Source organism: Microbacterium sp. NPDC056052, assembly GCF_042266785.1.
Lineage (GTDB): Bacteria > Actinomycetota > Actinomycetes > Actinomycetales > Microbacteriaceae > Microbacterium.
On record NZ_JBHJWV010000003.1, the window covers coordinates 349,894 to 371,530 of the forward strand.

General features: G+C 70.7%; 23 protein-coding genes. 15 read left to right on the top strand and 8 right to left on the bottom strand.

Translation table 11 applies throughout. From position 1 onward, the window contains the following. Positions 1-21 precede the first annotated feature (21 nt). Together ACFC1J_RS08180 and ACFC1J_RS08185 are read left to right on the top strand one after the other, a co-directional pair. On the top strand, positions 22-624 hold the full coding sequence (locus ACFC1J_RS08180; RefSeq protein WP_375904200.1) for a histidine phosphatase family protein: 603 nt from the start codon (positions 22-24) through the stop codon (positions 622-624). Between the two features lie 11 nt (positions 625-635). Next, complete coding sequence (locus ACFC1J_RS08185) at positions 636-1,109, top strand: hypothetical protein (protein WP_375904202.1); 474 nt, start codon at positions 636-638, stop codon at positions 1,107-1,109. A 12-nt stretch (positions 1,110-1,121) separates the two neighbouring features. Here ACFC1J_RS08185 and ACFC1J_RS08190 read toward each other — a convergent pair whose 3' ends face one another. Together ACFC1J_RS08190 and ACFC1J_RS08195 are read right to left on the bottom strand one after the other, a co-directional pair. After that, complete coding sequence (locus ACFC1J_RS08190) at positions 1,122-1,556, bottom strand: pyrimidine dimer DNA glycosylase/endonuclease V (protein WP_375904204.1); 435 nt, start codon at positions 1,554-1,556, stop codon at positions 1,122-1,124. Beyond that, positions 1,553-2,032: a GNAT family N-acetyltransferase gene (locus tag ACFC1J_RS08195; RefSeq protein WP_375904206.1), complete on the bottom strand. Its 480-nt coding sequence runs from the start codon at positions 2,030-2,032 to the stop codon at positions 1,553-1,555. Before ACFC1J_RS08195 ends, ACFC1J_RS08190 begins: the two co-directional genes overlap by 4 nt. Before the next feature lie 126 nt (positions 2,033-2,158). Here ACFC1J_RS08195 and dapB point away from each other — a divergent pair, with 126 nt between their 5' ends. Beyond that, the gene (dapB, locus tag ACFC1J_RS08200) at positions 2,159-2,905 is read left to right on the top strand and encodes a 4-hydroxy-tetrahydrodipicolinate reductase (protein WP_375904208.1); all 747 of its coding nucleotides are present in this window, start codon (positions 2,159-2,161) and stop codon (positions 2,903-2,905) included. Next, complete coding sequence (locus ACFC1J_RS08205) at positions 2,902-6,057, top strand: BTAD domain-containing putative transcriptional regulator (protein WP_375904209.1); 3,156 nt, start codon at positions 2,902-2,904, stop codon at positions 6,055-6,057. Before dapB ends, ACFC1J_RS08205 begins: the two co-directional genes overlap by 4 nt. A 110-nt stretch (positions 6,058-6,167) precedes the next feature. Here the strand turns inward: ACFC1J_RS08205 and ACFC1J_RS08210 are convergent, their stop codons facing one another. Both ACFC1J_RS08210 and ACFC1J_RS08215 read right to left on the bottom strand, forming a co-directional pair. Beyond that, complete coding sequence (locus ACFC1J_RS08210) at positions 6,168-6,998, bottom strand: ABC transporter permease (RefSeq protein WP_375904211.1); 831 nt, start codon at positions 6,996-6,998, stop codon at positions 6,168-6,170. After that, on the bottom strand, positions 6,995-7,999 hold the full coding sequence (locus ACFC1J_RS08215) for an ATP-binding cassette domain-containing protein (protein ID WP_375904213.1): 1,005 nt from the start codon (positions 7,997-7,999) through the stop codon (positions 6,995-6,997). The genes ACFC1J_RS08210 and ACFC1J_RS08215 overlap by 4 nt, the downstream gene beginning before the upstream one ends. A gap of 103 nt (positions 8,000-8,102) precedes the next feature. Here ACFC1J_RS08215 and ACFC1J_RS08220 point away from each other — a divergent pair, with 103 nt between their 5' ends. Beyond that, positions 8,103-8,549, top strand: coding sequence for a hypothetical protein (locus ACFC1J_RS08220; protein WP_375904215.1), 447 nt, complete (start codon positions 8,103-8,105; stop codon positions 8,547-8,549). A 71-nt stretch (positions 8,550-8,620) separates the two neighbouring features. On the opposite strand, the gene ACFC1J_RS08225 is transcribed toward ACFC1J_RS08220, so the two are convergent. The 3 genes from ACFC1J_RS08225 to ACFC1J_RS08235 form a co-directional block, all read right to left on the bottom strand. Beyond that, positions 8,621-9,046 (bottom strand): OsmC family peroxiredoxin, encoded by a 426-nt coding sequence (locus ACFC1J_RS08225; protein ID WP_045273786.1) that lies wholly within the window; start codon positions 9,044-9,046, stop codon positions 8,621-8,623. A gap of 68 nt (positions 9,047-9,114) precedes the next feature. Next, positions 9,115-9,705, bottom strand: coding sequence for a DUF4395 domain-containing protein (locus ACFC1J_RS08230; protein ID WP_375904217.1), 591 nt, complete (start codon positions 9,703-9,705; stop codon positions 9,115-9,117). Then, positions 9,702-10,139, bottom strand: coding sequence for a thioredoxin family protein (locus ACFC1J_RS08235; RefSeq protein WP_375904219.1), 438 nt, complete (start codon positions 10,137-10,139; stop codon positions 9,702-9,704). The genes ACFC1J_RS08230 and ACFC1J_RS08235 overlap by 4 nt, the downstream gene beginning before the upstream one ends. A 134-nt stretch (positions 10,140-10,273) precedes the next feature. On the opposite strand from ACFC1J_RS08235, the gene ACFC1J_RS08240 reads away from it, so the two are divergent. The 4 genes from ACFC1J_RS08240 to ACFC1J_RS08255 all read left to right on the top strand — a co-directional run bounded on the left by ACFC1J_RS08240 (position 10,274) and on the right by ACFC1J_RS08255 (position 13,583). Then, positions 10,274-11,083, top strand: a complete 810-nt coding sequence (locus ACFC1J_RS08240; protein WP_375904221.1) for a thymidylate synthase — start codon at positions 10,274-10,276, stop codon at positions 11,081-11,083. Further along, entirely contained in the window at positions 11,080-11,556 is a 477-nt protein-coding gene (locus tag ACFC1J_RS08245; protein ID WP_375904223.1) for a dihydrofolate reductase, read from the top strand. The genes ACFC1J_RS08240 and ACFC1J_RS08245 overlap by 4 nt, the downstream gene beginning before the upstream one ends. Before the next feature lie 32 nt (positions 11,557-11,588). After that, on the top strand, positions 11,589-12,350 hold the full coding sequence (locus ACFC1J_RS08250; protein ID WP_375904225.1) for an SDR family NAD(P)-dependent oxidoreductase: 762 nt from the start codon (positions 11,589-11,591) through the stop codon (positions 12,348-12,350). A gap of 312 nt (positions 12,351-12,662) precedes the next feature. Beyond that, positions 12,663-13,583 carry a DUF559 domain-containing protein gene (locus ACFC1J_RS08255; protein WP_375904227.1) on the top strand — a complete coding sequence of 307 codons (921 nt, stop codon included), beginning with the start codon at positions 12,663-12,665 and terminating at the stop codon, positions 13,581-13,583. A 150-nt stretch (positions 13,584-13,733) separates the two neighbouring features. Here ACFC1J_RS08255 and ACFC1J_RS08260 read toward each other — a convergent pair whose 3' ends face one another. After that, complete coding sequence (locus ACFC1J_RS08260) at positions 13,734-14,273, bottom strand: NUDIX domain-containing protein (protein WP_375904229.1); 540 nt, start codon at positions 14,271-14,273, stop codon at positions 13,734-13,736. A 41-nt stretch (positions 14,274-14,314) separates the two neighbouring features. Between ACFC1J_RS08260 and ACFC1J_RS08265 the strand changes: the two genes are divergently transcribed. The 6 genes from ACFC1J_RS08265 (at position 14,315) to ACFC1J_RS08290 (ending at position 21,573) form a co-directional block, all read left to right on the top strand. Further along, complete coding sequence (locus ACFC1J_RS08265) at positions 14,315-14,737, top strand: EF-Tu/IF-2/RF-3 family GTPase (RefSeq protein WP_375904231.1); 423 nt, start codon at positions 14,315-14,317, stop codon at positions 14,735-14,737. A gap of 28 nt (positions 14,738-14,765) precedes the next feature. Continuing rightward, complete coding sequence (gene dapA, locus ACFC1J_RS08270; protein ID WP_292716490.1) at positions 14,766-15,743, top strand: 4-hydroxy-tetrahydrodipicolinate synthase; 978 nt, start codon at positions 14,766-14,768, stop codon at positions 15,741-15,743. Between the two features lie 123 nt (positions 15,744-15,866). Next, positions 15,867-17,543 (top strand): ribonuclease J, encoded by a 1,677-nt coding sequence (locus tag ACFC1J_RS08275; RefSeq protein WP_375904232.1) that lies wholly within the window; start codon positions 15,867-15,869, stop codon positions 17,541-17,543. A 93-nt stretch (positions 17,544-17,636) separates the two neighbouring features. Further along, entirely contained in the window at positions 17,637-20,447 is a 2,811-nt protein-coding gene (locus ACFC1J_RS08280; RefSeq protein WP_375904234.1) for a DNA translocase FtsK, read from the top strand. After that, positions 20,447-21,034, top strand: a complete 588-nt coding sequence (gene pgsA / locus ACFC1J_RS08285) for a CDP-diacylglycerol--glycerol-3-phosphate 3-phosphatidyltransferase (protein WP_375904236.1) — start codon at positions 20,447-20,449, stop codon at positions 21,032-21,034. The genes ACFC1J_RS08280 and pgsA overlap by 1 nt, the downstream gene beginning before the upstream one ends. Then, positions 21,034-21,573, top strand: coding sequence for a CinA family protein (locus ACFC1J_RS08290; RefSeq protein WP_375904238.1), 540 nt, complete (start codon positions 21,034-21,036; stop codon positions 21,571-21,573). The genes pgsA and ACFC1J_RS08290 overlap by 1 nt, the downstream gene beginning before the upstream one ends. Positions 21,574-21,637: the final 64 nt, after the last annotated feature.

Sequence of the window (21,637 nt, forward strand, 5' to 3'; positions counted from 1 at the left end):
TCGGAGACGAGGCGAGCGGTTGTGACGCATTACATCTATCTGGTCCGGCACGGCGAGCATCAGGACGCCGAGCACGGTCTCGCTGACGGACCCCTCTCACCGCGCGGCCGCCGCCAGGCCGCGCTCCTCGCCGATCGTCTGTCCGGGCTGCCGCTCGACGCGATCTGGCACTCGCCGCTGCTGCGCGCCGCCGAGACGGCCCGTGCGATCTCGGAGCGGATCCCCTCGGTCGAGGCGGAGCCGTCCGCCCTGCTGTTCGACTGCGTGCCCACCGGCATGACGGAGGAGACGCCCGCCGTCTTCGAGCCGTTCTTCGGATCCATCACCGACGCGGAGATCGAGGCGGGCCGGGCGCAGATGGGCGATGCCGTGAACGAGTTCCTGGTGCGCAAGCCGGGAGACGTGCACGAGGTGCTCATCACGCACAACTTCGTGATCAGCTGGTTCGTGCGCGAGGTCCTGGAATCCCCGGAGTGGCGCTGGATGACGCTGAACCAGGCCAACTGCGGCCTCACCGTGATCTCGCAGAAGCAGGGACGTCCGTGGAGCCTGGTCGCGCACAACGACCTGAGCCATCTCCCGATGGAGCTGCGCACCGGCCTGCCGGATCCGCTCCTCGTCTGACCATGTTCTGGGTGGCGTACCGGCAGGTGTTGGGGTGGCTGACCGTCCTCGGCGCCGTCATCGGTCTGCTTCTGATGGTCGCAGAGCCAATGATGCTGCCGCCCGACGACGGCGAAGACAGCCTCTTCGTCCGGGTAGCGCTGGCATACGCGGGTGCTGCCGTCGGGGCCGTGACGGGACTCGTAGCGGGATTCGGAGTCCTCGCCCTGCTCAGGCCGTGGACCTGGTACGCGGAACGCACGGTGGTGTCGAGAGCCTGGGTCGCAGCGGTCGGAGCGGCCGGTGGGGCGGCGTTGGTCTGGGTCGGCATTGGCCTGCGCACGTACGGAGCGTTCGTGTCGTGGGAGATCTGGCTGCCTCTCTGCGGGGCGTTCGCGCTGGTCGCGGCGATTGCCGCAGCGCTCCTCACCGCTCGCGCTTCGCGCAGGGAGGACGACAAGCAGCATCGGTTGCAACAGCAGGAGCCGAGCCAGGGCCTTCTGTGATCGTGGGGCCGCTCAGCCGGCCCTCTCCCAGTCCGCGATCGGGCCGTCCACGACCGTGAACAGCGGATGCGGCGCCGGGAGGGGGAGCGCGCGCCAGCGCTCCCAGAGTTCGGGGGTGCGCCCCTCCAGCTTGCGGAGCAGGTGCCCCCACTCGTACTCGAGCTGACCCTGGGCCACCGGGATGCTTTCGACCGGACCGGTCTTGAGGATCTTCTCCCTCGCGAAGCGGTAGCCACGGGCGTCCGCCTCGTCGACAACGGCAGCAAGATAGTCGCCGATCGCGGCGAGGGGGTCGCGCGTCTCGCGGAAGCGCTGGAGCTGCGGATGGTGCGCATAGCCCCGGCGCGTCGGATCCGCGATGACGGCCTGTGCGAGCAGCCCTTCGCGCCAGCACGCCGTCAGCGCCTGCCGATCGTAGTGTTGCGGATGCACCGACCACAGCCTCATGCGCGGTGCTCCAGGTCCTTGCGGTACCACCGGGTTGCGTTCGGATTGGCGTTGTAGCGGGGGATCTCGGCGAAGCCGCTGCTGCGGTACAGATGGCCCGCCGCCTCGAGCGTGTGGTGGGTGTCGAGCACGAGGGCGCCGGCCCCGAAGCCGCGAGCGCGGCGCTCCAGCTCGTCCAGCAGCAGGCGGCCCCAGCCTCGGCCGCGGGTCTCTGGGCGCAGGAAGACGTGCTTGATCTCGAACACGTCCGTTTCGCCATCGGGCATACCGACCCGGCGGATCCCGCCACAACCGACGATCGCGCCCTCGTCCTGGAGCAGGAGGAAGACGCCGTCCGGAGCCTGGAACGCCGCGGCGGTCGGATACGTGGGGGAGTAGCTGCCGCCGGGGAATTCCGCCGCGCGGAGGGTGAAGTAATCGACGAGCACGGCGTGCGCGTCGGCGTCCTCGGGGGACGCGATGCGGAACGTGGGCATGATCCGACGGTAATCGATGCCGCGGCCCCGGCGGTCCGTCCTCGTCGAGCGTCTCCGCGACGCGCTGTGTCGCGAGCCGCGTCGATCGGCGGCGACCGCGTCGGAGGCGCTGAATAGACTGAGGGCATGACGACGCGCGTGGCCCTGGTGGGCGCCTCCGGCAAGCTCGGCACCATCATTGCGGACGTGATCGCCCGTCTCGACGGATTCGAGATCGGGGCGGTGCTCGGATCCGCCAGCGCCATGGACGAGCTCGACGGCGCGGACCTCGTGGTCGATGCGACCACGCCCGCCTCCAGCGTCGAGATCGTGCGTGCCGCGACCGATCGGGGCATCAACCTCCTCGTCGCCACGTCCGGGTGGTCCGCCGACCGCATCGCACAGGTCCGCCCGGCCATCGAGGCGGCAGGCACGGGCGCCCTGTTCGTACCCAACTTCTCGCTGGGATCCGTGCTCGGCACAGCCCTCGCCGCCCTGGCTGCGCCGTTCTTCGGATCCGTGGAGATCATCGAGTCGCACCAGCACACCAAGATCGATTCGCCCAGCGGCACGGCCGTGCGCACCGCCGAGCTCATCGCCGCCGCACGCGCCGAGCAGGGCCCTGTGGACGCGCCGCACGTCGACCAGCGCGCCCGAGGGCAGCAAGTGGCGAGCGTGCCCGTGCATTCGCTGCGACGGCCCGGCGTGATCGCGAAGCAGGAGGTCATCCTCTCCGGCCCCGGCGAGTCGCTGTCGATCGTGCACGACACCGTGCAGTCCGCCGCGGCGTACGCCCCCGGGATCCGCCTCGCCCTGCCGTACGCGCGGGACCTGCGCGGCGTGGTCGTCGGCCTGGAGAACGTGATCGACCTGGGGATCCGGCCGCGCGCATGACCGCGCGCATCGGCGTGCTCGGCCCGGTGCGGATCGCGGATCGCGACGCCGGCGGAACACCGATGCGCGCGCTGCTGGCCGCGCTCGTCCTGGCCGGCATCGGCACGACGCGCTCGGTGCCCGCGCTGGCCGACGAGGTCTGGGGCGAGGATCAGCCGCAGAACCCGAAGGCCGCACTGCAGACGCTCGTTTCTCGGGCCAGGGCACTGGCCGGATCCGACGCGATCGCGAGCGCGCCGGGCGGCTACGCGCTCGGCACCGACGACACCGACCTGCACACCGCACGCCGGCTGCGTGCCGAGGCGGAGACGCTCGACGACGGCGATCCGGAGCGCATCCGGCTGCTGCGCGTGGCGATCGGCCTCTGGCGGGGCGAACCCGGTGTCGACCTGGCCGGGGCTCCGATCGCGGAGGACCTCGCGACCCAGGCGCAGGAGCTGTACGCAGCTCTCCGCGGCTGCCTCGCCGCGGCGCTCATCGCCTCGGGGCAGATGGCCGAGGGCATCGGGATCCTCGAGGAACTCGCAGCCTCGCACCCGCTCGACGAGGCCGTGCACGCCGCCGTGATGACCGCCCTCGCCGAGGACGGCCGAGCGCCCGAGGCCCTCGGCGTCTTCGCCCGGCTGCGCAGCACCCTCGCCGAGGTTCTGGGCACCTCACCCAGCCCTGCCCTCGTCGAACTCAACGCACGGCTGTTGCGCGGACAGGACGACGGCCCGCGGGTCCAGATCGGGGTGCAGTCCGCCCCGAACGAGCTCATCGGCCGAGACGACGCGCTCACGGGTGCGCGCTCTCTGCTGCACTCGGCGCGGCTCGTGACCATCATGGGCGCCGGCGGCCTGGGCAAGACCCGGCTCGCGCAGGCGCTGGCGGCGGAGTCCACGGTCCCTGCGGTGGTCGTCGTCCCACTCGCGGGCGTGCGTGCGGACGCGGGGGTGCCGCTGGCGATCGCCGCCGCGCTGGGGATCAGCGAGAACGTCCCAGGGGGCAGGCTCTCCGAGCAGCGTCCGCGCCCCGACCTCGGCGCGCGCATCGTGGCTGTGCTCGGCGACCGGACGACGCTGCTGGTGCTGGACAACTGCGAGCAGGTGATCGACGGCGTCGCGCGCTGGACCGCGGATCTGCTGGCCGCGGTCCCTTCCCTGCGGATCCTGACCACGAGCCGCACGCCGCTCGCGATCGCCGCGGAACGCGTGCTGCCCCTGGAACCGCTGGAGATCGAGGCGACGCCCGCGGCGCCCGCGGTGCGCCTCTTCGTGGAGCGCGCGCACGCCGCGCGCCCCGGCGCGACGCTCGATCTCGAGGTCGTCGCGCGACTGTGCGCGCGCCTGGACGGGCTGCCGCTCGCGATCGAGCTCGCGGCCGCGCGCGTGCGCACGATGACGCCGGAGCAGATCGAGAAGCGCCTGGAGAACCGCTTCGCGCTGCTGACCTCGGGAGACCGCGCGGCCCCCGAGCGTCACCGCACCCTCGAGGCCGTGATCGAGTGGAGCTGGGATCTGCTCTCCGCCGATGCCAGGCAGGCGCTCGCCCTGTTGTCCGTGCTCCCTGGCGGGTTCTCCGCGGAGACCGCCGACGCGGTGCTGTCCGCGGCGTCGGACGACGTCCTGGAGGGCCTCGTCTCGCAGTCGCTGCTGAACGTCATCGAGGTCGCCGACGGTGCCGTGCGCTTCCGCATGCTGGAGACCGTGCGCGAGTTCGGGCACGACCGCCTCGCCGAGACCGGCGCGGAGGATGATGCGTGGGAGGCCGTGGTCACCTGGGCGCTCGCCTTCGTCGCCGAGCACGGCGCGAGGGCCAGGGCGTTCCCCTCGGGGCTGACCGCGCCCGCCCACCTCGCGATCACGCGCGAGCACGACAACCTCGTGCATGTGCTGCGGCACCTCGTCGCCGCGCACCGCGGCGCCGATGCGGTGCGCCTGTTCACCGTCCTCGGGCAGTCGTGGTTCATCCGCGGATCCTTCACCGAGTTCATCGGCTACGCCGGACCGATGATCGAGATCGTGGATGCGCTGCCGTCCGGGGACATCGAGCCTGACCTGCAGGTCATGGCGGTCGTGATGGCCTCGCTCGGCTGCATGATCAGCGGGGATCCTCTCGCCGCGCGCGGACTCGCGTTCGTCACCCGCGCCGTGCGCGCCGCCGGTGACGCGCTCGCGCCGTCCTGGCAATTGCTGGCGGACTCCCTGCTCGCGGTCGGCCGGGGCGGGCCGATGGGGTCGGTGTCGGAGCTCGAGCACGGGACGGATCCGCGGGCGCAGCTGACGGCGGATGTGCTGCGCTCGCACCGGGCGGAGAACGACGGCGAGGCCGAGGTCGCGATGGAGGCCGCCCGCAGCGCCTGGCACCGGGCGCGGAGCCTGGACGAACGATGGGCCGAGGGCATGGCCGCCGATCTCGCGGCGCAGCTGGCTGCGCAGTCGGCGCGCCCCGCCGAGGCGATGACCTGGATCCAGCGTGCGACCGTCGTGTTCGAGGAGTTCGACGCGCAGGATCAGATGAACCACCAGGAGTGGGTGCGCGGCGGCGCGCTGCTCTGCCTGGGGCGCGGAGGCGAGGCGCGGGCGCTGTTCACCCGGCTCACCGAGGAGGGCGGACTCAGCCAGGACGGCGTGGAACTGGGATCGATCGGGCTGTACGGCCTCGCGGAGGCGGAGCTCCTGGACGGGCACGTGGCGGGGGCGACCGAGGCCTTCCGGCGTGCGATGGGCGCCTTCGCCGATCCGGTGCATCGCCGTTCGCCCTGGTATCTGATGGCGTTGTCCGGCTACGTCTCCGCGGCCGCGCGGGAGCTCGCGATGCCGGAGGCCGAGCTCGCCGTCTGGGAGCGGCGCCTGCGCACGCGTACGATCGCCGCATGCCGGCAGCGGCGGGAGGGCGTGGACAGGCCCGTTCTCGGCACGGCGCTGATCGGCTGGTCCGCCTGGGCGCTGCGGCAGCCGGAGCTGGTCGCGCGGGGGACCGAGGCGATCGCGCTCGCCGAGGTGCTCGGCGGGCGGCAGAACATGCCGAGCCTCGACCTCGCGGCGCACTTCGCGGATGCGGAGCGGATCGCCGGGCCCGAGGCCGTCGCCGTGGCGAGGACGGATGCCGCCGCGCTGGATCCTGCGGATCGTGTGGCGCGAGGCCTCGCCGTGCTGGGCTCCCGCTGACCGCAGCGCCCGACGTGACCGGCGGGCGCCGGGCAGATCTTGCTGCGAATCCCCTGCGCCGGGCACGGCGAAGGGGCGCCCTCATCGAGGACGCCCCATGTCGGTCCGGTTCAGGCCTTGCGCATGTACGCGCGCACCGTGAGCGGGGCGAAGACCGCCACGATCACGGCGGCGCCGAGCAGCGAGACCCAGGCGTCGACGCCGAAGGTGCCCAGGTTGGCGAGGTCGCGCACCGCTGTCACGAGGTGCGAGACCGGGTTCACGTTCACGAACCACTGCAGCCAACCAGGCATCGTGTTCACCGGGACGAACGCGTTGGACAGGAAGGTGAGCGGGAAGAGGATCATCATCGAGATGCCCTGCACGCTCGACGCGGTCCGCGCGATCACCCCGGCGAAGGCGAAGATCCAGCTGATCGCCCAGGAGCAGACGATGACCAGGAGGCCCGCGCCGATCACGGCGCCGAGCCCGCCCGCGGGGCGGAAGCCCATCACGAAGCCCATCGCGAAGGTGAGCACGGTCGCGATGCCGTAGCGGATCGTGTCGGCCAGGAGCGCGCCGGACAGCGGGGCGATGCGCGCGATCGGCAGTGCGCGGAATCGGTCGAACACGCCCTTGTCCATGTCCTCGCGCAGCTGCACACCCGTCACCACCGAGGTGGTGATGACCGTCTGCACGAGGATGCCGGGGATGATGACGGGCAGGTAGTTCGTGACGTTTCCGGAGATCGCGCCGCCGAAGATGTAGGTGAACATCAGGGTGAACAGGATCGGCTGCACCGTCACGTCCACGAGCTGCTCCGGGGTGCGCCGGATCTTGATGAGACCGCGCGCCGCCATCGTGAGGGTGTTGCGGAGGGTCAGGGACAGGCTCGCGCGCGGGCTCAGCCGGCGCTCGGCGGCCGGGACGATGCGACCGGCGGTGGGGGCGAGGGTGGTCATGCGCGGACCTCCTGGATCTGTGCGGTGGTGGATTCGTCCGCGGATTCCTCGTCGGCCGCGTGGCCGGTGAGCGTGAGGAACACCTCGTCGAGCGTGGGCTTCTGCACGCTGACCTCGGAGAGGCCGATGCCGGCCTCTCGGAGCGTGATCAGCAGCTCGGCGACCCGATCCGGATCCGCCAGGGGAGCCGTGATCCGGGACGCCTCGGGGGAGAGCACGCCGCGGACGCCGAGCGTCTGCTCGATCGCATGCAGCGCGTCTGCCGTGTCGGCGGTGTCGCGCACGCGCAGCTGCAGCGACGAGGTGCCGACGGACGCCTTGAGGTCGTCCGGGGTGCCCTCCGCCACGACCCTGCCGTGATCGATCACGGCGATGCGGTCGGCGAGCTGGTCGGCCTCATCGAGGTACTGGGTCGTGAGGAGCACGGTGGACCCCGTGTGCACGAGCTCCCGGATCGTGTCCCACATCTGGCCGCGGGTGCGCGGATCCAGTCCGGTGGTGGGCTCGTCGAGGAAGATCAGCGGGGGCTGGGCGAGCAGGGACGCGGCCAGGTCGAGCCGTCGGCGCATGCCGCCGGAGAACTGCTTCAGCGGACGCCGCGCGGCCTCGGTGAGCCCGAAGCGCTCCAGCAGATCGGCGGACTTCGCCTTCGCCGCGCTGCGGCCGAGGCCCAGCAGCCGGGCGAAGATCATGAGGTTCTCGGTGGCGGACAGGGTCTCATCGACCGAGGCGAACTGCCCGGTGACGCCGATGAGCTGGCGCACGATGTGCGCCTCGCGCACGACGTCGTGGCCGAAGACGCGACCGGATCCGCCGTCGGGGCGCATGAGGGTCGCGAGCATGTTGATGGTCGTGGTCTTGCCGGCGCCGTTCGGGCCGAGGACGCCGTAGACGGTGCCGGTGCGCACGCGCAGGTCGACACCGTCGACCGCGCGGTTCTCACCGAACACCTTCACGAGTCCGTCGGCCTCGAGGGCCCAGTCGGTGGTGGGATTCGTCATGCTCCGAGCATCCGCCGCCCCGCTGTCGGAGCACTGTCGTGCCGCTGTCGCGCGCTTTCCGGTGCCGCGGGTCGCGTCGACGGCGCCGATCTAGGATGGAGGGATGGGTTCCCGCATCGGCGTTGTCGTCATGGCCACGCTCCTCGTGCTGTACATCGCGCTCGTCGGCTGGCGAGCGGTGGTGCTGCTCGGCTCGGGACAGGCTCTCGGGGTCACGATGGGCGTCGCCCTGCTCGTGATGCCGCTGATCGGCGCCTGGGCGCTCGTGCGCGAGCTGCAGTTCGGCCTCGCCGCGGATCGCCTCGGCCGGACGCTGAACGACGAGGGCGGGATGCCGGAGGCACCGGAGAACCTGCGCCCGAACGGTCGGCTGCTGCCCGAGGACGCCGACCGGCTGGTGTCGGAGTACGGATCGGCCGCGGCCGCGGAGCCCGAGGACTGGCGCGCGCAGTACCGCCTGGGCGTGGTGCACGACGCGGCGGGGCACCGCAAGGACGCGCGCGCGGCGATCCGCGCCGCGATCCGTCTTGCCGGCGCACGGGGTCGTTGAGCGAGGACGCGAAGCGACCGAGACGAAACGCCGCACCCTGATGGGCGCGGCGTTTCTGATGTGAGGCTTGCTCAGGCCAGAGTCGCCTCGAGCGTGATCTCGATGCCGGAGAGCGCGGCGGAGACCGGGCAGCCGACCTTGGCCTCCTGCGCGAGGCGCTGGAAGGTCTCTGCGTCGAGGCCTGGCACCGAGGCGTTCACGTTGAGGTGGCTGCCGGTGATGCCGACGCCCGGCTTGAAGGTGACCGACGCGGTCGTGTCGACGCGCTCCGCGGGGGTGCCGTTGCCGGCCAGCGCGTGCGAGAGCGCCATGCTGAAGCACGAGGAGTGCGCAGCGGCGATGAGCTCCTCGGGCGTGGTCGTGGTGTCGGACCCCTCCGACCGCGCCTTCCAGTTCAGGGGGAACGTGCCCAGGCGGGAGGAGGAGAGGGAGACGGATCCCTCGCCCTCGATGAGACTTCCGGTCCAGGTGGCAGCGGCTTCGCTCGTGACGGACATGGGGGTCCTCCGATCGGGATGGGTGAGGCTGCCAGCCTAGCGACCGGACCGGGACGGATCCGTACTTCTCAGGGAAGTCGTGGGGCCCTGCCCAGGATCCCGGCCCGCTGCAGCAGGAGGTACAGCTGGCAGCCCAGGCACAGACCGAACGCGGCGTTCAGGAAGGCAGCGACGAACGCCATCGCCGTCGCGATCGGCAGCGCCCAGGGCACACCGAGCAGATGCAGGACGAGTCCGACCGTCACGACGAGCAGCCCGACGCCCTGGGCGAAGCGCGGCGGACGCGGGTCCTCCAGCTCGCGGGGCGGCGCGAGCCGTGGGCGCACGAGGGTGCGGAACATCAGGCTCCACGGCTGAGTGCGCGGCGAGAGCACGCCCCAGAGGAAGAGCAGCGCGATCACGAACGTGAGGATGAACGCGGGCTGAGCGGCACGGAGCAGCAGGATCTGGAGCCAGAACGGGCGTCCGGCGATGAAGGCGAAGTCGCCCGGCGTGAACGTGGCGTCCGCGAGCGGCTGGTAGGCGAACCAGCCGAAGGAGATCGAGCTGGGCGAAGGTCCTGAGATGAGCCCGAGCACGGTGGCCACGAGGAGCAGGGCGGATGTGATCCACGCCGCGAAACGCGGACCGCGGGGATCAATGCCGGTGGGAGCGGTCATGCGATGGCCTCCTTGACGTGGTCGGCGCCGTCGAGCGCCGAGAGCACGGCGGCCCGGGTGGGGACGCCGGTGAAGCGCGAGCGGATCCGGCCCTCCGGATCGACGATGAGCGTCGTCGGTGTGGAGAGCACCTTGTAGCGTGCGGCGAGATCGGAGCGCGAGGTGAGATCGACCTCGGCGTGCACGACGCCGTCCCGCTCGGCGGCGACGGATCCGAGCATGCGCCGCACCTGCGGGCAGCGCGCGCAGAACTCGGTGCTGAACTGCACCAGGGTCGCGTGCGCTCCCAGCGGTCGCATGAGGTCGGCGGGATCCACGTGCCGGTCGCCGTGCACGGCCACCGCGCGGCCATCTCGGCGTCGCAGCAGCACGCCGGCGATCACGGTCGCCGCGAGCAGAGCGGCGACCACGGCGACGGCGAGCGGCAGAGACATGGTCCGAGGCTACGTCCGTCCGCGGGGGAGCGGGCGGATATGACGGTTCGAGTCAGGGCGCGGTCCCTGTGCTTGTCGGTTCCTGAGCCTGTCGAAGGGCCCGAGCGTCGGTCGCCGCCGGTACGCTGAAACACATGAGCGCCGCGATCCCCACGCCGTACGAAGACCTGCTCCGCGACGTGCTGGCGAGCGGCACGCACAAGGACGATCGCACCGGCACGGGCACGACCAGCGTGTTCGGCCGGCAGATCCGCTTCGACCTGTCGCAGGGCTTTCCGCTCATCACCACCAAGCGCGTGCACTTCAAGTCTATCGCGTACGAGCTGCTCTGGTTCCTGCGCGGCGACTCGAACGTGAAGTGGCTGCAGGAGAACGGCGTCACGATCTGGGACGAGTGGGCGGACGCCGACGGCGATCTCGGCCCGGTCTACGGCGTGCAGTGGCGCTCCTGGCCCACGCCGGACGGCGGCCACATCGACCAGCTGCAGCAGGTGATCGACCAGATCCGGAACTCGCCGGATTCGCGCCGCATCATCGTGTCCGCGTGGAATCCGGCGGACATCCCGAACATGGCCCTCGCCCCCTGCCACGCACTGTTCCAGTTCTATGTGGCCGACGGAAAGCTGTCGTGCCAGCTCTACCAGCGCAGCGCCGACCTGTTCCTCGGCGTGCCGTTCAACATCGCGTCCTACGCGCTGCTCACCCTGATGGTGGCGCAGCAGACCGGCCTCGAGCCCGGCGACTTCGTGTGGACGGGCGGTGACTGCCACATCTACGACAACCACCTCGAGCAGGTGCGGGAGCAGCTCACGCGCGAGCCGTACCCGTACCCGACCCTGCGGATCACGCGGAAGCCGGAGTCGATCTTCGACTACGCCTACGAGGATTTCGCGGTCGAGGACTACCAGCACCACCCGGCCATCCGCGCGGCGGTCGCGGTATGACCCGGATCGGGCTGGTCTGGGCCGAGGCGCACGGCGGCGTGATCGGCGCCGGCGGCACGATGCCCTGGCACGTGCCGGAGGACCTCGCGCACTTCAAGGAGGTCACCCTGGGTGCGCCCGTGCTCATGGGGCGGCGCACCTGGGAGTCGCTCCCCGAGCGGTTCAGACCGCTTCCCGGGCGCGACAACATCGTGATCACGCGACAGGCGGGCTGGGCCGCCGATGGCACGCGGACCGCGGGATCGATCGCCGATGCGCTCGAAGGCCTCGACGAGGCATGGGTGATCGGCGGCGGAGAGATCTTCCGCGAGGTGATCGGCGACGCCGAGCGCCTGGAGGTGACCGAGCTCGACCTGGATGTGCCGGGCGATGCCTTCGCCCCGCCCCGCGAGGGCTTCCAGCTCATCTCGCAGGGGGAATGGCAGACCAGCAGGAGTGGGATCCGCTTCCGTTTCCTCGGCTACCAGCGCTGACCGCATCGCCCGCTCCCGACAGGAGGATCCGCATGCCCACCGCTCTCATCACCGGCGCCAGTGCAGGGCTCGGCGCCGAGTTCGCCCGCCAGCTCGCCGACCGCGGCGCGGACCTCGTGCTGGTCGCCCGCTCGGAGGACGCGTTGCAGGCGCTCGCCGCGGAGCTCCGCACGAGCCACGGCGTCGCCGTGGAGGTGCTCGTCGCCGACCTCGCCGAGGAGCACGACGTCGACCGCGTCGCGCAGCGGGTGGCCGATGCCGAGCGCCCGATCGACCTGCTCGTGAACAACGCCGGGTTCGGGCTGCCGCTGCACTTCGCCGACAACGAGATCGCGGACGAGGTGCGCCACCTGCGCGTGCACGTCGAGGCGCCGATGCGGCTCATGCACGCCGCGCTCGGTGTCATGCGCGGTCGCGGAGGGCGGATCATCAACGTCGCCTCGGTCGCCGGCTTCATCTCACGGTCGACATACTCGGCGTGCAAGGCGTGGCTCATCGGCTTCAGCCGCTGGGCGAACGGCGAGTATGCGGCCGACGGCGTCACGGTCACCGCGCTGTGCCCCGGATTCGTGCACACGACCTTCCATTCGCGGATGGGGCTCGGCGCGGGCCAGGAGGGGGTGCCGCGGTTCCTGTGGCTGGACGCGCCCTTCGTCGTGCGCCAGGGGCTGCGCGCCGCCGCGCAGGGCCGGTCCGTCGTGGTCCCGTCACTGCGCTACAAGGCGGTCGTCGCCGGTTCGCGCCTGGTCCCGCGTTCGCTCACGGCGCGCATCGCCCGCCGCGGCCGCATGTAGGGCGCGCGGCGGCGGAGCACCGTTGGGGGCTCCGACTTTGTGCGCGCCGAATGCAGGACCGCTTGGCCAACTGCAGGATCGGTCGGCGGCGAACCTCAGCGATCCCGCGGAGTCCTGCGAACAACGAGCGCCGATCGGGCCCGGGACCCTGGCTGATCCTGCATGCGGAGGATCGGTCCTGCATTTGGCGGGGGAAGTCGTCGTCACCGTCTGAACCAGAACGGTCCACACAATCCGGTAGGCGCCCCGGTTTTCCCCCGATTCCGCGAGAGCGTCGCACAGCGCCGTGCGGGTGCGGCAGGCTCTCCGGGCATGTCAGAGATCGCACGCGTGCTCGGCCAGCTCGGTGGCATTGGCCGTCGCGCACAGCTCCTCGACAGAGGCGTATCCAGGCCGGACATCGACCGCGCGCTTGCGCGCGGCGCGGTGATCCGCGTCCGGCAGGGCGTGTACGCGACGCCTGCGGTAGACCCGCCGGTGCTCAGCGCGGCCCGACACGGCGGCGAGGTCGCGTGCGGTGCGGCCCTGCGCGCCCACGGTGTCTGGGTTCTCCCGGATGCACATCCCGCGCGGAGCGGTGCCAACGATCGCGATCACCGCCCCATGCCCCGGTTGCATGTGTGGATGGGGCCCTCCGGACGGCAGCACGCGCACGCCGGGTGCCGGTGCAGGACGCATCATGAGATCGGTGACCGGCCCGTCGGATTCGGGGTTGTCGAAGTGCTCCTCGCCCTCATGCAGTACGCCGTATGCGGGACGCCCGAGGGCTTCTTCGCGGCGTTGGAGTCTGCGCTGCACCTCGGGCTCATTTCGCAGGGTGGCCTGACGACGCTGCGCTCTCGTATCTCGGAACACCTGCGCTGGCTCGTCGACTTCGCGTCGGATCAGGCCGACAGCGGGCTGGAGTCCCTGCTCCGACTTCGATTGCACCTGCGGGGGATCACTCTGCAGTCGCAGGTGGAGATAGTCGGGGTCGGACGCGTCGACTTCCTCCTCGCTGGTCGCATCATCCTCGAGGCCGACGGCAGAGAGAACCACGAGGGATTCTCGAAACGGCACAAGGATCTGCTGCGGGATGCGGCGGCGGCCGCTCAGGGCTACGAAACGCTGCGCTTCGATTACGCGATGATCCTCTTCCGCTGGGATCTGGTGCTGGCCGCGATCGAGGGGCGGCTTGCTGTCCTCCAGTCCCGCCACGTGCAGGACGATGCCACCCGACCGCAGGATCGATGAGCGGAGGATATGACGGATCCGCGGAGTAGCAGGGGATCCGTGGGCGCGGAACGTCGGTGCTCCTGCACGTGGTGAACCGCTCCTGCATTCGGCGAGACGGGCCCGACCAATGCCGATGGAGGCGCCGGCGGAACCGCGCCCGCCGCCCGCCTAGGCGAACCGGCCCAGCCTGATACCGGCGTAGGCGAGGGCGGCGATCGTCTCGCCGTCGCGGATCCGCCCGTCGGCGATCATCGCGAGCGCCTCGGCGAAAGGCACCCACGCCATCTCGTCGATGCCCTCCTCGGCCTGCGTGTGCGCGCTGTCCGCGGCCTCGCGCAGGCCTCTGGCGAGGAACACATGCTCGGGTGCCACGGTCACGCCGTTGAGGGCGTTCATGGTGCCGATCGGCGTCCAGTCGTCGGCCTCGAGCCCTGTCTCCTCGCGCAGCTCGCGCCGGGCGGCGAGGAGCGGATCCTCCCCGTCCGAGCCCCCGGCCGGCACCTCGACCGAGCGCCCTGTGGTGTAGCGGTCGATCGTGACGAGGCACACACGATCCTGCTCGTCGAGAGCGACCACGAACACGGCCGGGTTCTTCAGGGTGACCACGCCGTAGATCCCGTCCCCGGCGGGTCCGGAGACCCGATCCTCCCGCACCGAGATCCAGCGGTTGTCGTAGACGATGCGCGATTCCCGCGTCTGCCAGGCCATGTGCGCGAGCCTAACCGCCCGCCCCCTCTAGGCTCGACCGCATGGGCTGGTTCGGGAAGAAGAAGGATCCGCAGGACGCGAACGAGATGCTCCGGCAGTACAACGCGCAGGAGGCCGAGCGCCTGGCCGCCGCCGGGATCGCTCCGAGCACGGGCATCGCCTCGGTCGCGAGCACGGTGTCGACCGGCATCGGGACCTCGGAGTTCGTGGTCGAGGACGTCTTCACCATCACCGGACGCGGCCAGGTCGCCACGGGCAGGACCACGACGGGCACGATGCGCGTCGGCGACCGCGTCGCGGTGCTCCGCGGAGCCACCCAGACCGGTGCCAGCACCATCACCGGCATCGAGATGTTCCGCAAGAAGGCCAGCGAGGCGCCGGTCGGCACCGCCGCCGGTCTGCTGCTGAAGCCCAGTGCGGATCTGGCCCGCGGCGACGTCATCCGCGTCATGGCGACAGCGTGAGCGTCGCCCGAACCGTTACGCTGGACGCATGACGCACACGGGCAATCCCTTCGGACAGGTGCTCGTCGCCCTCATCACGCCGATGACGGCCGACGGCGAGGTCGACTGGCCCTCTGTCGAGAAGCACATCGACCGTGTCATCTCGGATGGTGCCGACGGCATCGTCGTCACCGGGACGACGGGGGAGACCTCGACCCTCACCGACGCCGAGAAGCTGCGCCTCGTCGAGGTCGGCAAGGACGTCGCTGCGGGGCGCGCGAAGATCATCACGGGCGGCGGATCCAACGAGACCGCGCACGCGATCGAGCTGTACAAGGCCAGCGAGAAGGCCGGCGCCGACGGCATCATGATCGTCACGCCGTATTACAACAAGCCCACCCAGGCGGGCATCCTCACGCACTTCCGGCTCGTGGCGGACGCCACCGATCTGCCGGTGATCCTCTACGACATCCCCGGACGCACCGGTGTGCCGATCAAGTACGAGACGATCCTCCGTCTGGCCAAGCACCCGAACATCCTCGCGGTGAAGGATGCCAAGGGAGACTTCTCCGAGGTCAGCCGGGTGCTCAACCAGACCGACCTGATGTACTTCTCCGGCGACGACTCGAACGTGCTCCCGCATCTCTCGATCGGCGCCACCGGCCTCATCGGCGTCACGGCCAACATCACCTCGGCGCCGTACCGCGCGATCGTCGACGCGGTGAACCGCGGCGACCTCGCCACCGCGACCGCCGAGCACAAGCGCCTCGAGCCGCTCGTGCGCGCCGCGATGACGCACGTGCCGGGCACGGTGTCGGCGAAGTACATCCTGCACGGCCTCGGCCGCATCACGAGCCCCCGCGTCCGCCTGCCCCTGGTGGGGCCGGAGGAGTGGGAGGCCGCCCTCATCGAGGACGAGCTGGCGCTCGTCAAGGACATCCCCGGCGCGGACTTCTCCGACTTCCGCCCCGACCGCAATGCCGCCGCCGGCGGCGCACTCCCCAAGGTGCACGGCACGACCCGATGAGGGCGTGGCCGATGGGCATCGGACGGGACGGACCCGCGCGGAACGCGCAGGCGGATCCGGTCCTGACCGGCAGGGGAGACACGAACCTCGGACGCGCAGCGCGTCCCGCCTAGGAGGCACCACATGAACATTCCCCTCGCCGACCCCGAAGCTCTCGCCCCCGGCACCCTCCGCGTCACGCCGCTGGGCGGACTCGGGGAGGTCGGCCGCAACATGACCGTCTTCGAGTACGACGGCAAGCTCCTCGTCGTCGACTGCGGCGTGCTCTTCCCCGAAGAGCACCAGCCGGGCGTCGACCTGATCCTGCCCGACTTCGAGCCCATCAAGGACCGCCTCGACGACATCGTCGGCGTCGTGCTCACGCACGGCCACGAAGACCACATCGGCGCCGTGCCCTACCTGCTGCGGCTCAAGGGCGACATCCCGCTGATCGGATCCGGCCTCACCCTCGCCCTCGTCGAGGCCAAGCTCAAGGAGCACCGGATCCGACCCTTCACCCTCACGGTGAAGGAGGGTCAGCGCGAGAAGGTCGGCCCGTTCGACCTCGAGTTCATCGCGGTCAACCACTCCATCCCCGACGCGCTCGCCGTCGCGATCCGCACCCCCGCGGGCATGGTCCTCGCGACCGGCGACTTCAAGATGGACCAGCTCCCGCTGGACGGCCGCATCACGGACCTCCGTGCGTTCTCGCGCCTCGGCGAGGAGGGCGTCGACCTGTTCCTCGTCGACTCCACCAACGCCGACGTGCCGGGATTCACGCCGACCGAGCGCTCGATCGGACCCGTGCTCGACCAGGTCATCGGCAAGGCGCCGCGCCGTGTCATCGTCGCGAGCTTCTCCAGCCACGTGCACCGCGTGCAGCAGGTCATCGACGCGGCGCACGCGCACGGCCGGCGTGTGGCTTTCCTCGGACGCAGCATGGTCCGCAACATGACGATCGCGGAGCAGCTCGGCTACCTCAAGGTGCCGGACGGCGTGCTCATCGACTACAAGAAGGCACGCGACCTCCCCGAGGACCAGATCGTCTACATGTCGACCGGATCCCAGGGCGAGCCGATGGCCGTGCTCAGCCGCATGGCGAACCTCGACCACGCGATCGAGCCGGGGCCCGGCGACACCGTGATCCTGGCGTCGAGCCTCATCCCGGGCAACGAGAACGCGGTGTACCGCGTGATCGACGGACTGACCAAGCTCGGTGCGAACGTCGTGCACAAGGCGAACGCCCGGGTGCACGTGTCCGGCCACGCCGCGGCGGGCGAGCTGCTGTACTGCTACAACATCCTGAAGCCGAAGAACGTCCTCCCCGTGCACGGCGAGTACCGCCACCTCATGGCGAACGCCAAGCTCGCGCAGGACACCGGGATTCCGGAGGAGCGCACGATCCTGGGCTCCAACGGCACCGTGATCGACCTCAAGGACGGCGTCGCCCGCGTCGCGGGGCAGCTCGACATCGGCTTCGTGTACGTCGACGGCTCCACGGTCGGCGAGATCACCGACGCGGACCTGAAGGACCGGCGGATCCTCGGCGAGGAGGGCTTCGTGTCCATCATCGTCGTGGTCGACTCCACGACCGGCCGGATCATCTCCGGGCCGGAGATCCACGCCCGCGGCGTCGCGGAGGACGACTCCGTGTTCGACGACGTGGCGCCGAAGATCGTCGCCGCCCTCAAGGAGGCGGCCGGGAACGGGGTGCGCGACAACCACGCGCTGTCGCAGATCGTGCGCCGCACGATCGGCCGATGGGTCAACCAGAAGCTGCGCCGTCGTCCGATGATCGTCCCGCTCGTCATCGAGGCCTGAGCGACGGCCTTCTGAGTCCGGCTGAGGCCCGCAATCCCGCGGAAAGCCGCGTCATTGCGGGCCTTTGTCGGCGTGCGGCCGTAGCGTGGGAGCATGCCCAGGAGTTCGAATGCGACCAAGAGCGCGACCGAGAAGCCCTCGACGCGCAGTCGCTCCACGTCCGGGGCGAAGCCGCGCAGCTCGACCAAGGCCGCGCCCGCGCCGAGGAAGTACGTCGACGAGCCGGACAAGCCGCCGGTGATCGCGCGCGCCTGGACGGGCCTCGCGCACGGCGTGGGCGGGCTCTTCCGCGCCTTCGGCCTGGAGACGCTGGAGAAGGATCAGCGTCGCGACGGCTTCCCGTTCCTTCTCGTCCTGCTCGCCGTCGCGGGCGCCGTGAACGAGTGGTTCTTCATCGGCAACACGGTCGCGACCAACATCAGCGCCTACTCGGTGGGCGCCCTGATCGGCCGGGCCGCGTTCATCATGCCGGTGCTGTTGCTGCTCCTGGCCGGGTGGCTGTTCCGGCATCCCTCCTCCGTGCACGACAACGGGCGGATCGGGATCGGTTTCGGGCTGTTCGTGATCACGCTCGCCGGCTTCTGCCACGTCGCGGGCGGCATGCCGCAGCCGAAGCAGGGGATGGTGGCGCTCAGCGCCGCCGGTGGCCTCTTCGGCTGGCTGCTGGGCCAGCCTCTCAGCTACCTGACCTCGGTCCCGGCCTACATCGTGCTGTCGCTGCTCGCGGCGCTCAGCGTGCTGATCCTCACCAAGACGCCGCCGAACCGCATCGGCCAGCGCCTGGGCGACCTGTACGCGTGGATGTTCGACGCCGAGCGCACGCCGAAGGCCACCCCCGGCGAGGGCGCCGCGGCGGTCGACGAGGCCGACAAGGTCGACGATCCGGACGTGCTGCCCTGGTGGCGGCGCAACAAGACCGGACGCGAAGAGGATCCGGATGACGGGCTCGGCTCGCAGGACCTCACCGAGCTGCTCACGGCGCAGGACGACACCCCCACGGTGGCGCAGGCGACCGCGTACGACCAGGCCGTCATCAAGGACGAGGATCCGTACGACGCGGCCACCGAGGTGCTCACCGACGTGCGCGCCGTCGCGGACTCCCTCGCCGAGCAGCAGAGCACGGCGCTGCTCGACGACGGCGACACCGGCGAACTCGAACTGGCCGGATTCGACGGGTTCGGCACCGACGGACCGGGCAAGGACGGCCTGCAGGCGCCGGCCGCCCCGTACATCCTCCCGTCGCCGGGGGCGCTGAAGGCGGGGCCGCCCGCGGTGGCCCGCTCCGAGGCGAACGACCGCGTGGTCGAGCAGATCACGAACGTGCTCACGCAGTTCAACGTCGACGCGAAGGTGACCGGCTTCTCGCGCGGCCCGACAGTCACGCAGTACGAGGTCGAGGTCGGTCACGGCGTCAAGGTCGAGAAGATCCTGCAGCTGAGCAACAACTTCGCCTATGCGGTCGCGTCGAACGACGTGCGCATCCTGTCGCCGATCCCGGGCAAGAGCGCGATCGGCATCGAGATCCCGAACGCCGACCGCGAGACCGTCGCGCTCGGCGATGTGCTGCGCTCGGCCGCGGCGCAGAAGAGCACGCATCCGCTGACGATCGGCGTCGGCAAGGACGTCGGCGGGAACTTCGTCCTCGCCAACCTCGCCAAGATGCCGCACCTCCTGGTGGCCGGATCGACCGGATCCGGTAAGTCGAGCTTCGTGAACTCGATGATCACGAGCCTGCTCATGCGCGCCCGCCCCGCCGACGTGCGCATGGTGCTGATCGACCCGAAGCGCGTCGAGCTCACGAGCTATGCCGGCGTCCCGCACCTCATCACGCCCATCATCACGAACGCGAAGAAGGCCGCAGAGGCGCTGCAGTGGGTCGTGAAGGAGATGGACATGCGGTACGACGACCTCGCGTCGTTCGGCTTCCGCCACATCGACGACTTCAACCGCGCCGTGCGCGCCGGCGAGGTCGTGGTTCCTCCCGGCAGCGAGCGCGTGCTCAAGCCGTACCCCTACCTGCTGGTCGTGGTCGATGAGCTCGCGGACCTCATGATGGTCGCCCCGCGCGATGTCGAGGACTCGATTGTCCGCATCACGCAGCTCGCCCGAGCGAGCGGCATCCACCTCGTGCTCGCGACCCAGCGACCGAGCGTCGACGTCGTGACCGGCCTCATCAAGGCCAACGTGCCGTCGCGCCTCGCGTTCGCCGTGACCAGCGTCACCGACAGCCGCGTGATCCTGGACAGCCCCGGCGCCGACAAGCTGATCGGACAGGGTGACGCGCTGTTCTCCCCGATGGGTTCCTCCAAGCCCTTCCGCCTGCAGGGCGCCTGGGTCGACGAGAGCGAGATCGAAGCGGTCGTCAAGCACGTCACGGGTCAGGCGCGTCCGGAGTACCGGCCCGATGTGGCGGAAGCCGTCGAGGGCAAGAAGAAGGAGGTCGACGAGGACATCGGCGACGACCTCGAGCTGCTCCTCGCCGCCGCCGAGCTCATCGTCTCCTCGCAGTTCGGCTCGACGTCGATGCTGCAGCGCAAGCTGCGCGTCGGCTTCGCCAAGGCCGGACGGCTCATGGATCTGCTCGAGTCGCGCGAGATCGTCGGCCCGTCCGAGGGGTCCAAGGCGCGCGATGTGCTGGTCACCCCCGAGCAGCTGGCCGGTGTGCTGGCCAAGTTGCGCGGCGAGGATCCGCCCTCGGCGCGTGCGGCGGCTCCGGCTCCTAGCGCTCCCGCCGTGCCCGCGGCCCCACTGCCGCCGCGTCCTGCCGACCCGGTGCCGGCATCGTCCTACGGCGGCACGGACGACCGCTACGGCGAGGACCCGCTCGAGGCGCAGTACCGCGGGCTCCCCGAGGTCGATGCCGAGGCCGATGAGGACGCCTGGGGCCTGACGGGACGCGATTGATGGCCATTCCGCGTCAGCTGCCCAATGCGATCACGATCGCCCGTATCCCTCTCGCCGTCGTCTTCTTCGTGCTCCTGCTGCTCGGGGGCGCGAACGGCCTGACCCAGCCTGCGCTGCGCTGGGTCGCCGCGGGATTGTTCATCCTGGCGATCTCGACGGACTGGGTGGACGGCTACCTCGCCCGCAAGTACGACCTGGTCAGCGACTTCGGCAAGCTCTGGGATCCGATCGCCGACAAGCTGCTCACCGGAGCGGGCTTCATCGGCCTCGCGATCCTCGGCGAGGTGTGGTGGTGGCTGGTGCTCGTGATCCTCGTGCGCGAGTGGGGCATCACCGTGCACCGCTTCATGATCGTCAAGGAGCACGTCGTCGCTGCGGCGTGGATGGGCAAGATCAAGACGACCGTGCAGGCCGTGGCGCTGTCGTGGGCGCTGCTGCCGCTGCACGTCTGGATCGGGATGCCCGTGTGGTCGGTCACGACCACGGTGCTGATGGTGATCGCGCTCATCCTGACGATCCTGAGCGGCATCGACTACGTGGTGGCGCAGGTGCGCGGCTCCCGCGCGGATCGCGGCGCAGCGTCCTGATGGCCTCCGAGTCGCCTCGCGCCGCGGCCGCCGTGCTCGATGCGCTGCGAGAGCGCGGGATGACGCTCGCCGTCGCCGAGTCGCTCACCGGCGGGGCGCTCTCTGCGGCGCTCGTGGAGATCGCGGGTGCCTCGGACGTGCTCAACGGCGCTGTGGTCGCCTACGCGACGCCGATCAAGTCCTCGGTGCTGGGAGTGGATCCGCTCCGTCTCGCCACGCACGGGCCGGTCGACCCGGAGGTCGCGCGGCAGATGGCCGCGGGCGCCCGCGCGGCGCTGGCCGTGGAGGGGCGCCCGGCGGACGTCGGTGTCGCCACGACCGGTGTCGCCGGTCCCACCCCGCAGGGCGGGCAGCCTGTCGGCACGGTGCACATCGGGGTGAGCGTCGCCGAGCGCACGATCAGCCGGGCGTTCCTGTTCGGCGGCGATCGTTCCGCGATCCGTGCGGCCGCGGTGCTGGCGGCTCTCGCGCTGGTCTTCGAAGCTGTGACGGGCGGAGAGTTCGACGCCGGCGCGCCCGGGCAGGATGACAGGGAATAGAGTGCTTTTCGATGAAGTTGAGTCGAGTGTGCTCACATTCAACGCACAGGACGAAATACTAGTG

Excerpts from the sequence above, each read along its gene's own strand:
- ACFC1J_RS08190 (WP_375904204.1), bottom strand. The coding sequence starts at position 1,556 with ATGAGGCTGTGGTCGGTGCATCCGCAACACTACGATCGGCAGGCGCTG.
- ACFC1J_RS08195 (WP_375904206.1), bottom strand. The coding sequence starts at position 2,032 with ATGCCCACGTTCCGCATCGCGTCCCCCGAGGACGCCGACGCGCACGCC.
- dapB (WP_375904208.1), top strand. The coding sequence starts at position 2,159 with ATGACGACGCGCGTGGCCCTGGTGGGCGCCTCCGGCAAGCTCGGCACC.
- ACFC1J_RS08205 (WP_375904209.1), top strand. The coding sequence starts at position 2,902 with ATGACCGCGCGCATCGGCGTGCTCGGCCCGGTGCGGATCGCGGATCGC.
- ACFC1J_RS08210 (WP_375904211.1), bottom strand. The coding sequence starts at position 6,998 with ATGACCACCCTCGCCCCCACCGCCGGTCGCATCGTCCCGGCCGCCGAG.
- ACFC1J_RS08215 (WP_375904213.1), bottom strand. The coding sequence starts at position 7,999 with ATGACGAATCCCACCACCGACTGGGCCCTCGAGGCCGACGGACTCGTG.
- ACFC1J_RS08220 (WP_375904215.1), top strand. The coding sequence starts at position 8,103 with ATGGGTTCCCGCATCGGCGTTGTCGTCATGGCCACGCTCCTCGTGCTG.
- ACFC1J_RS08225 (WP_045273786.1), bottom strand. The coding sequence starts at position 9,046 with ATGTCCGTCACGAGCGAAGCCGCTGCCACCTGGACCGGAAGTCTCATC.
- ACFC1J_RS08230 (WP_375904217.1), bottom strand. The coding sequence starts at position 9,705 with ATGACCGCTCCCACCGGCATTGATCCCCGCGGTCCGCGTTTCGCGGCG.
- ACFC1J_RS08235 (WP_375904219.1), bottom strand. The coding sequence starts at position 10,139 with ATGTCTCTGCCGCTCGCCGTCGCCGTGGTCGCCGCTCTGCTCGCGGCG.
- ACFC1J_RS08240 (WP_375904221.1), top strand. The coding sequence starts at position 10,274 with ATGAGCGCCGCGATCCCCACGCCGTACGAAGACCTGCTCCGCGACGTG.
- ACFC1J_RS08245 (WP_375904223.1), top strand. The coding sequence starts at position 11,080 with ATGACCCGGATCGGGCTGGTCTGGGCCGAGGCGCACGGCGGCGTGATC.
- ACFC1J_RS08250 (WP_375904225.1), top strand. The coding sequence starts at position 11,589 with ATGCCCACCGCTCTCATCACCGGCGCCAGTGCAGGGCTCGGCGCCGAG.
- ACFC1J_RS08255 (WP_375904227.1), top strand. The coding sequence starts at position 12,663 with ATGTCAGAGATCGCACGCGTGCTCGGCCAGCTCGGTGGCATTGGCCGT.
- ACFC1J_RS08260 (WP_375904229.1), bottom strand. The coding sequence starts at position 14,273 with ATGGCCTGGCAGACGCGGGAATCGCGCATCGTCTACGACAACCGCTGG.
- ACFC1J_RS08265 (WP_375904231.1), top strand. The coding sequence starts at position 14,315 with ATGGGCTGGTTCGGGAAGAAGAAGGATCCGCAGGACGCGAACGAGATG.
- dapA (WP_292716490.1), top strand. The coding sequence starts at position 14,766 with ATGACGCACACGGGCAATCCCTTCGGACAGGTGCTCGTCGCCCTCATC.
- ACFC1J_RS08275 (WP_375904232.1), top strand. The coding sequence starts at position 15,867 with ATGAACATTCCCCTCGCCGACCCCGAAGCTCTCGCCCCCGGCACCCTC.
- ACFC1J_RS08280 (WP_375904234.1), top strand. The coding sequence starts at position 17,637 with ATGCCCAGGAGTTCGAATGCGACCAAGAGCGCGACCGAGAAGCCCTCG.
- pgsA (WP_375904236.1), top strand. The coding sequence starts at position 20,447 with ATGGCCATTCCGCGTCAGCTGCCCAATGCGATCACGATCGCCCGTATC.
- ACFC1J_RS08290 (WP_375904238.1), top strand. The coding sequence starts at position 21,034 with ATGGCCTCCGAGTCGCCTCGCGCCGCGGCCGCCGTGCTCGATGCGCTG.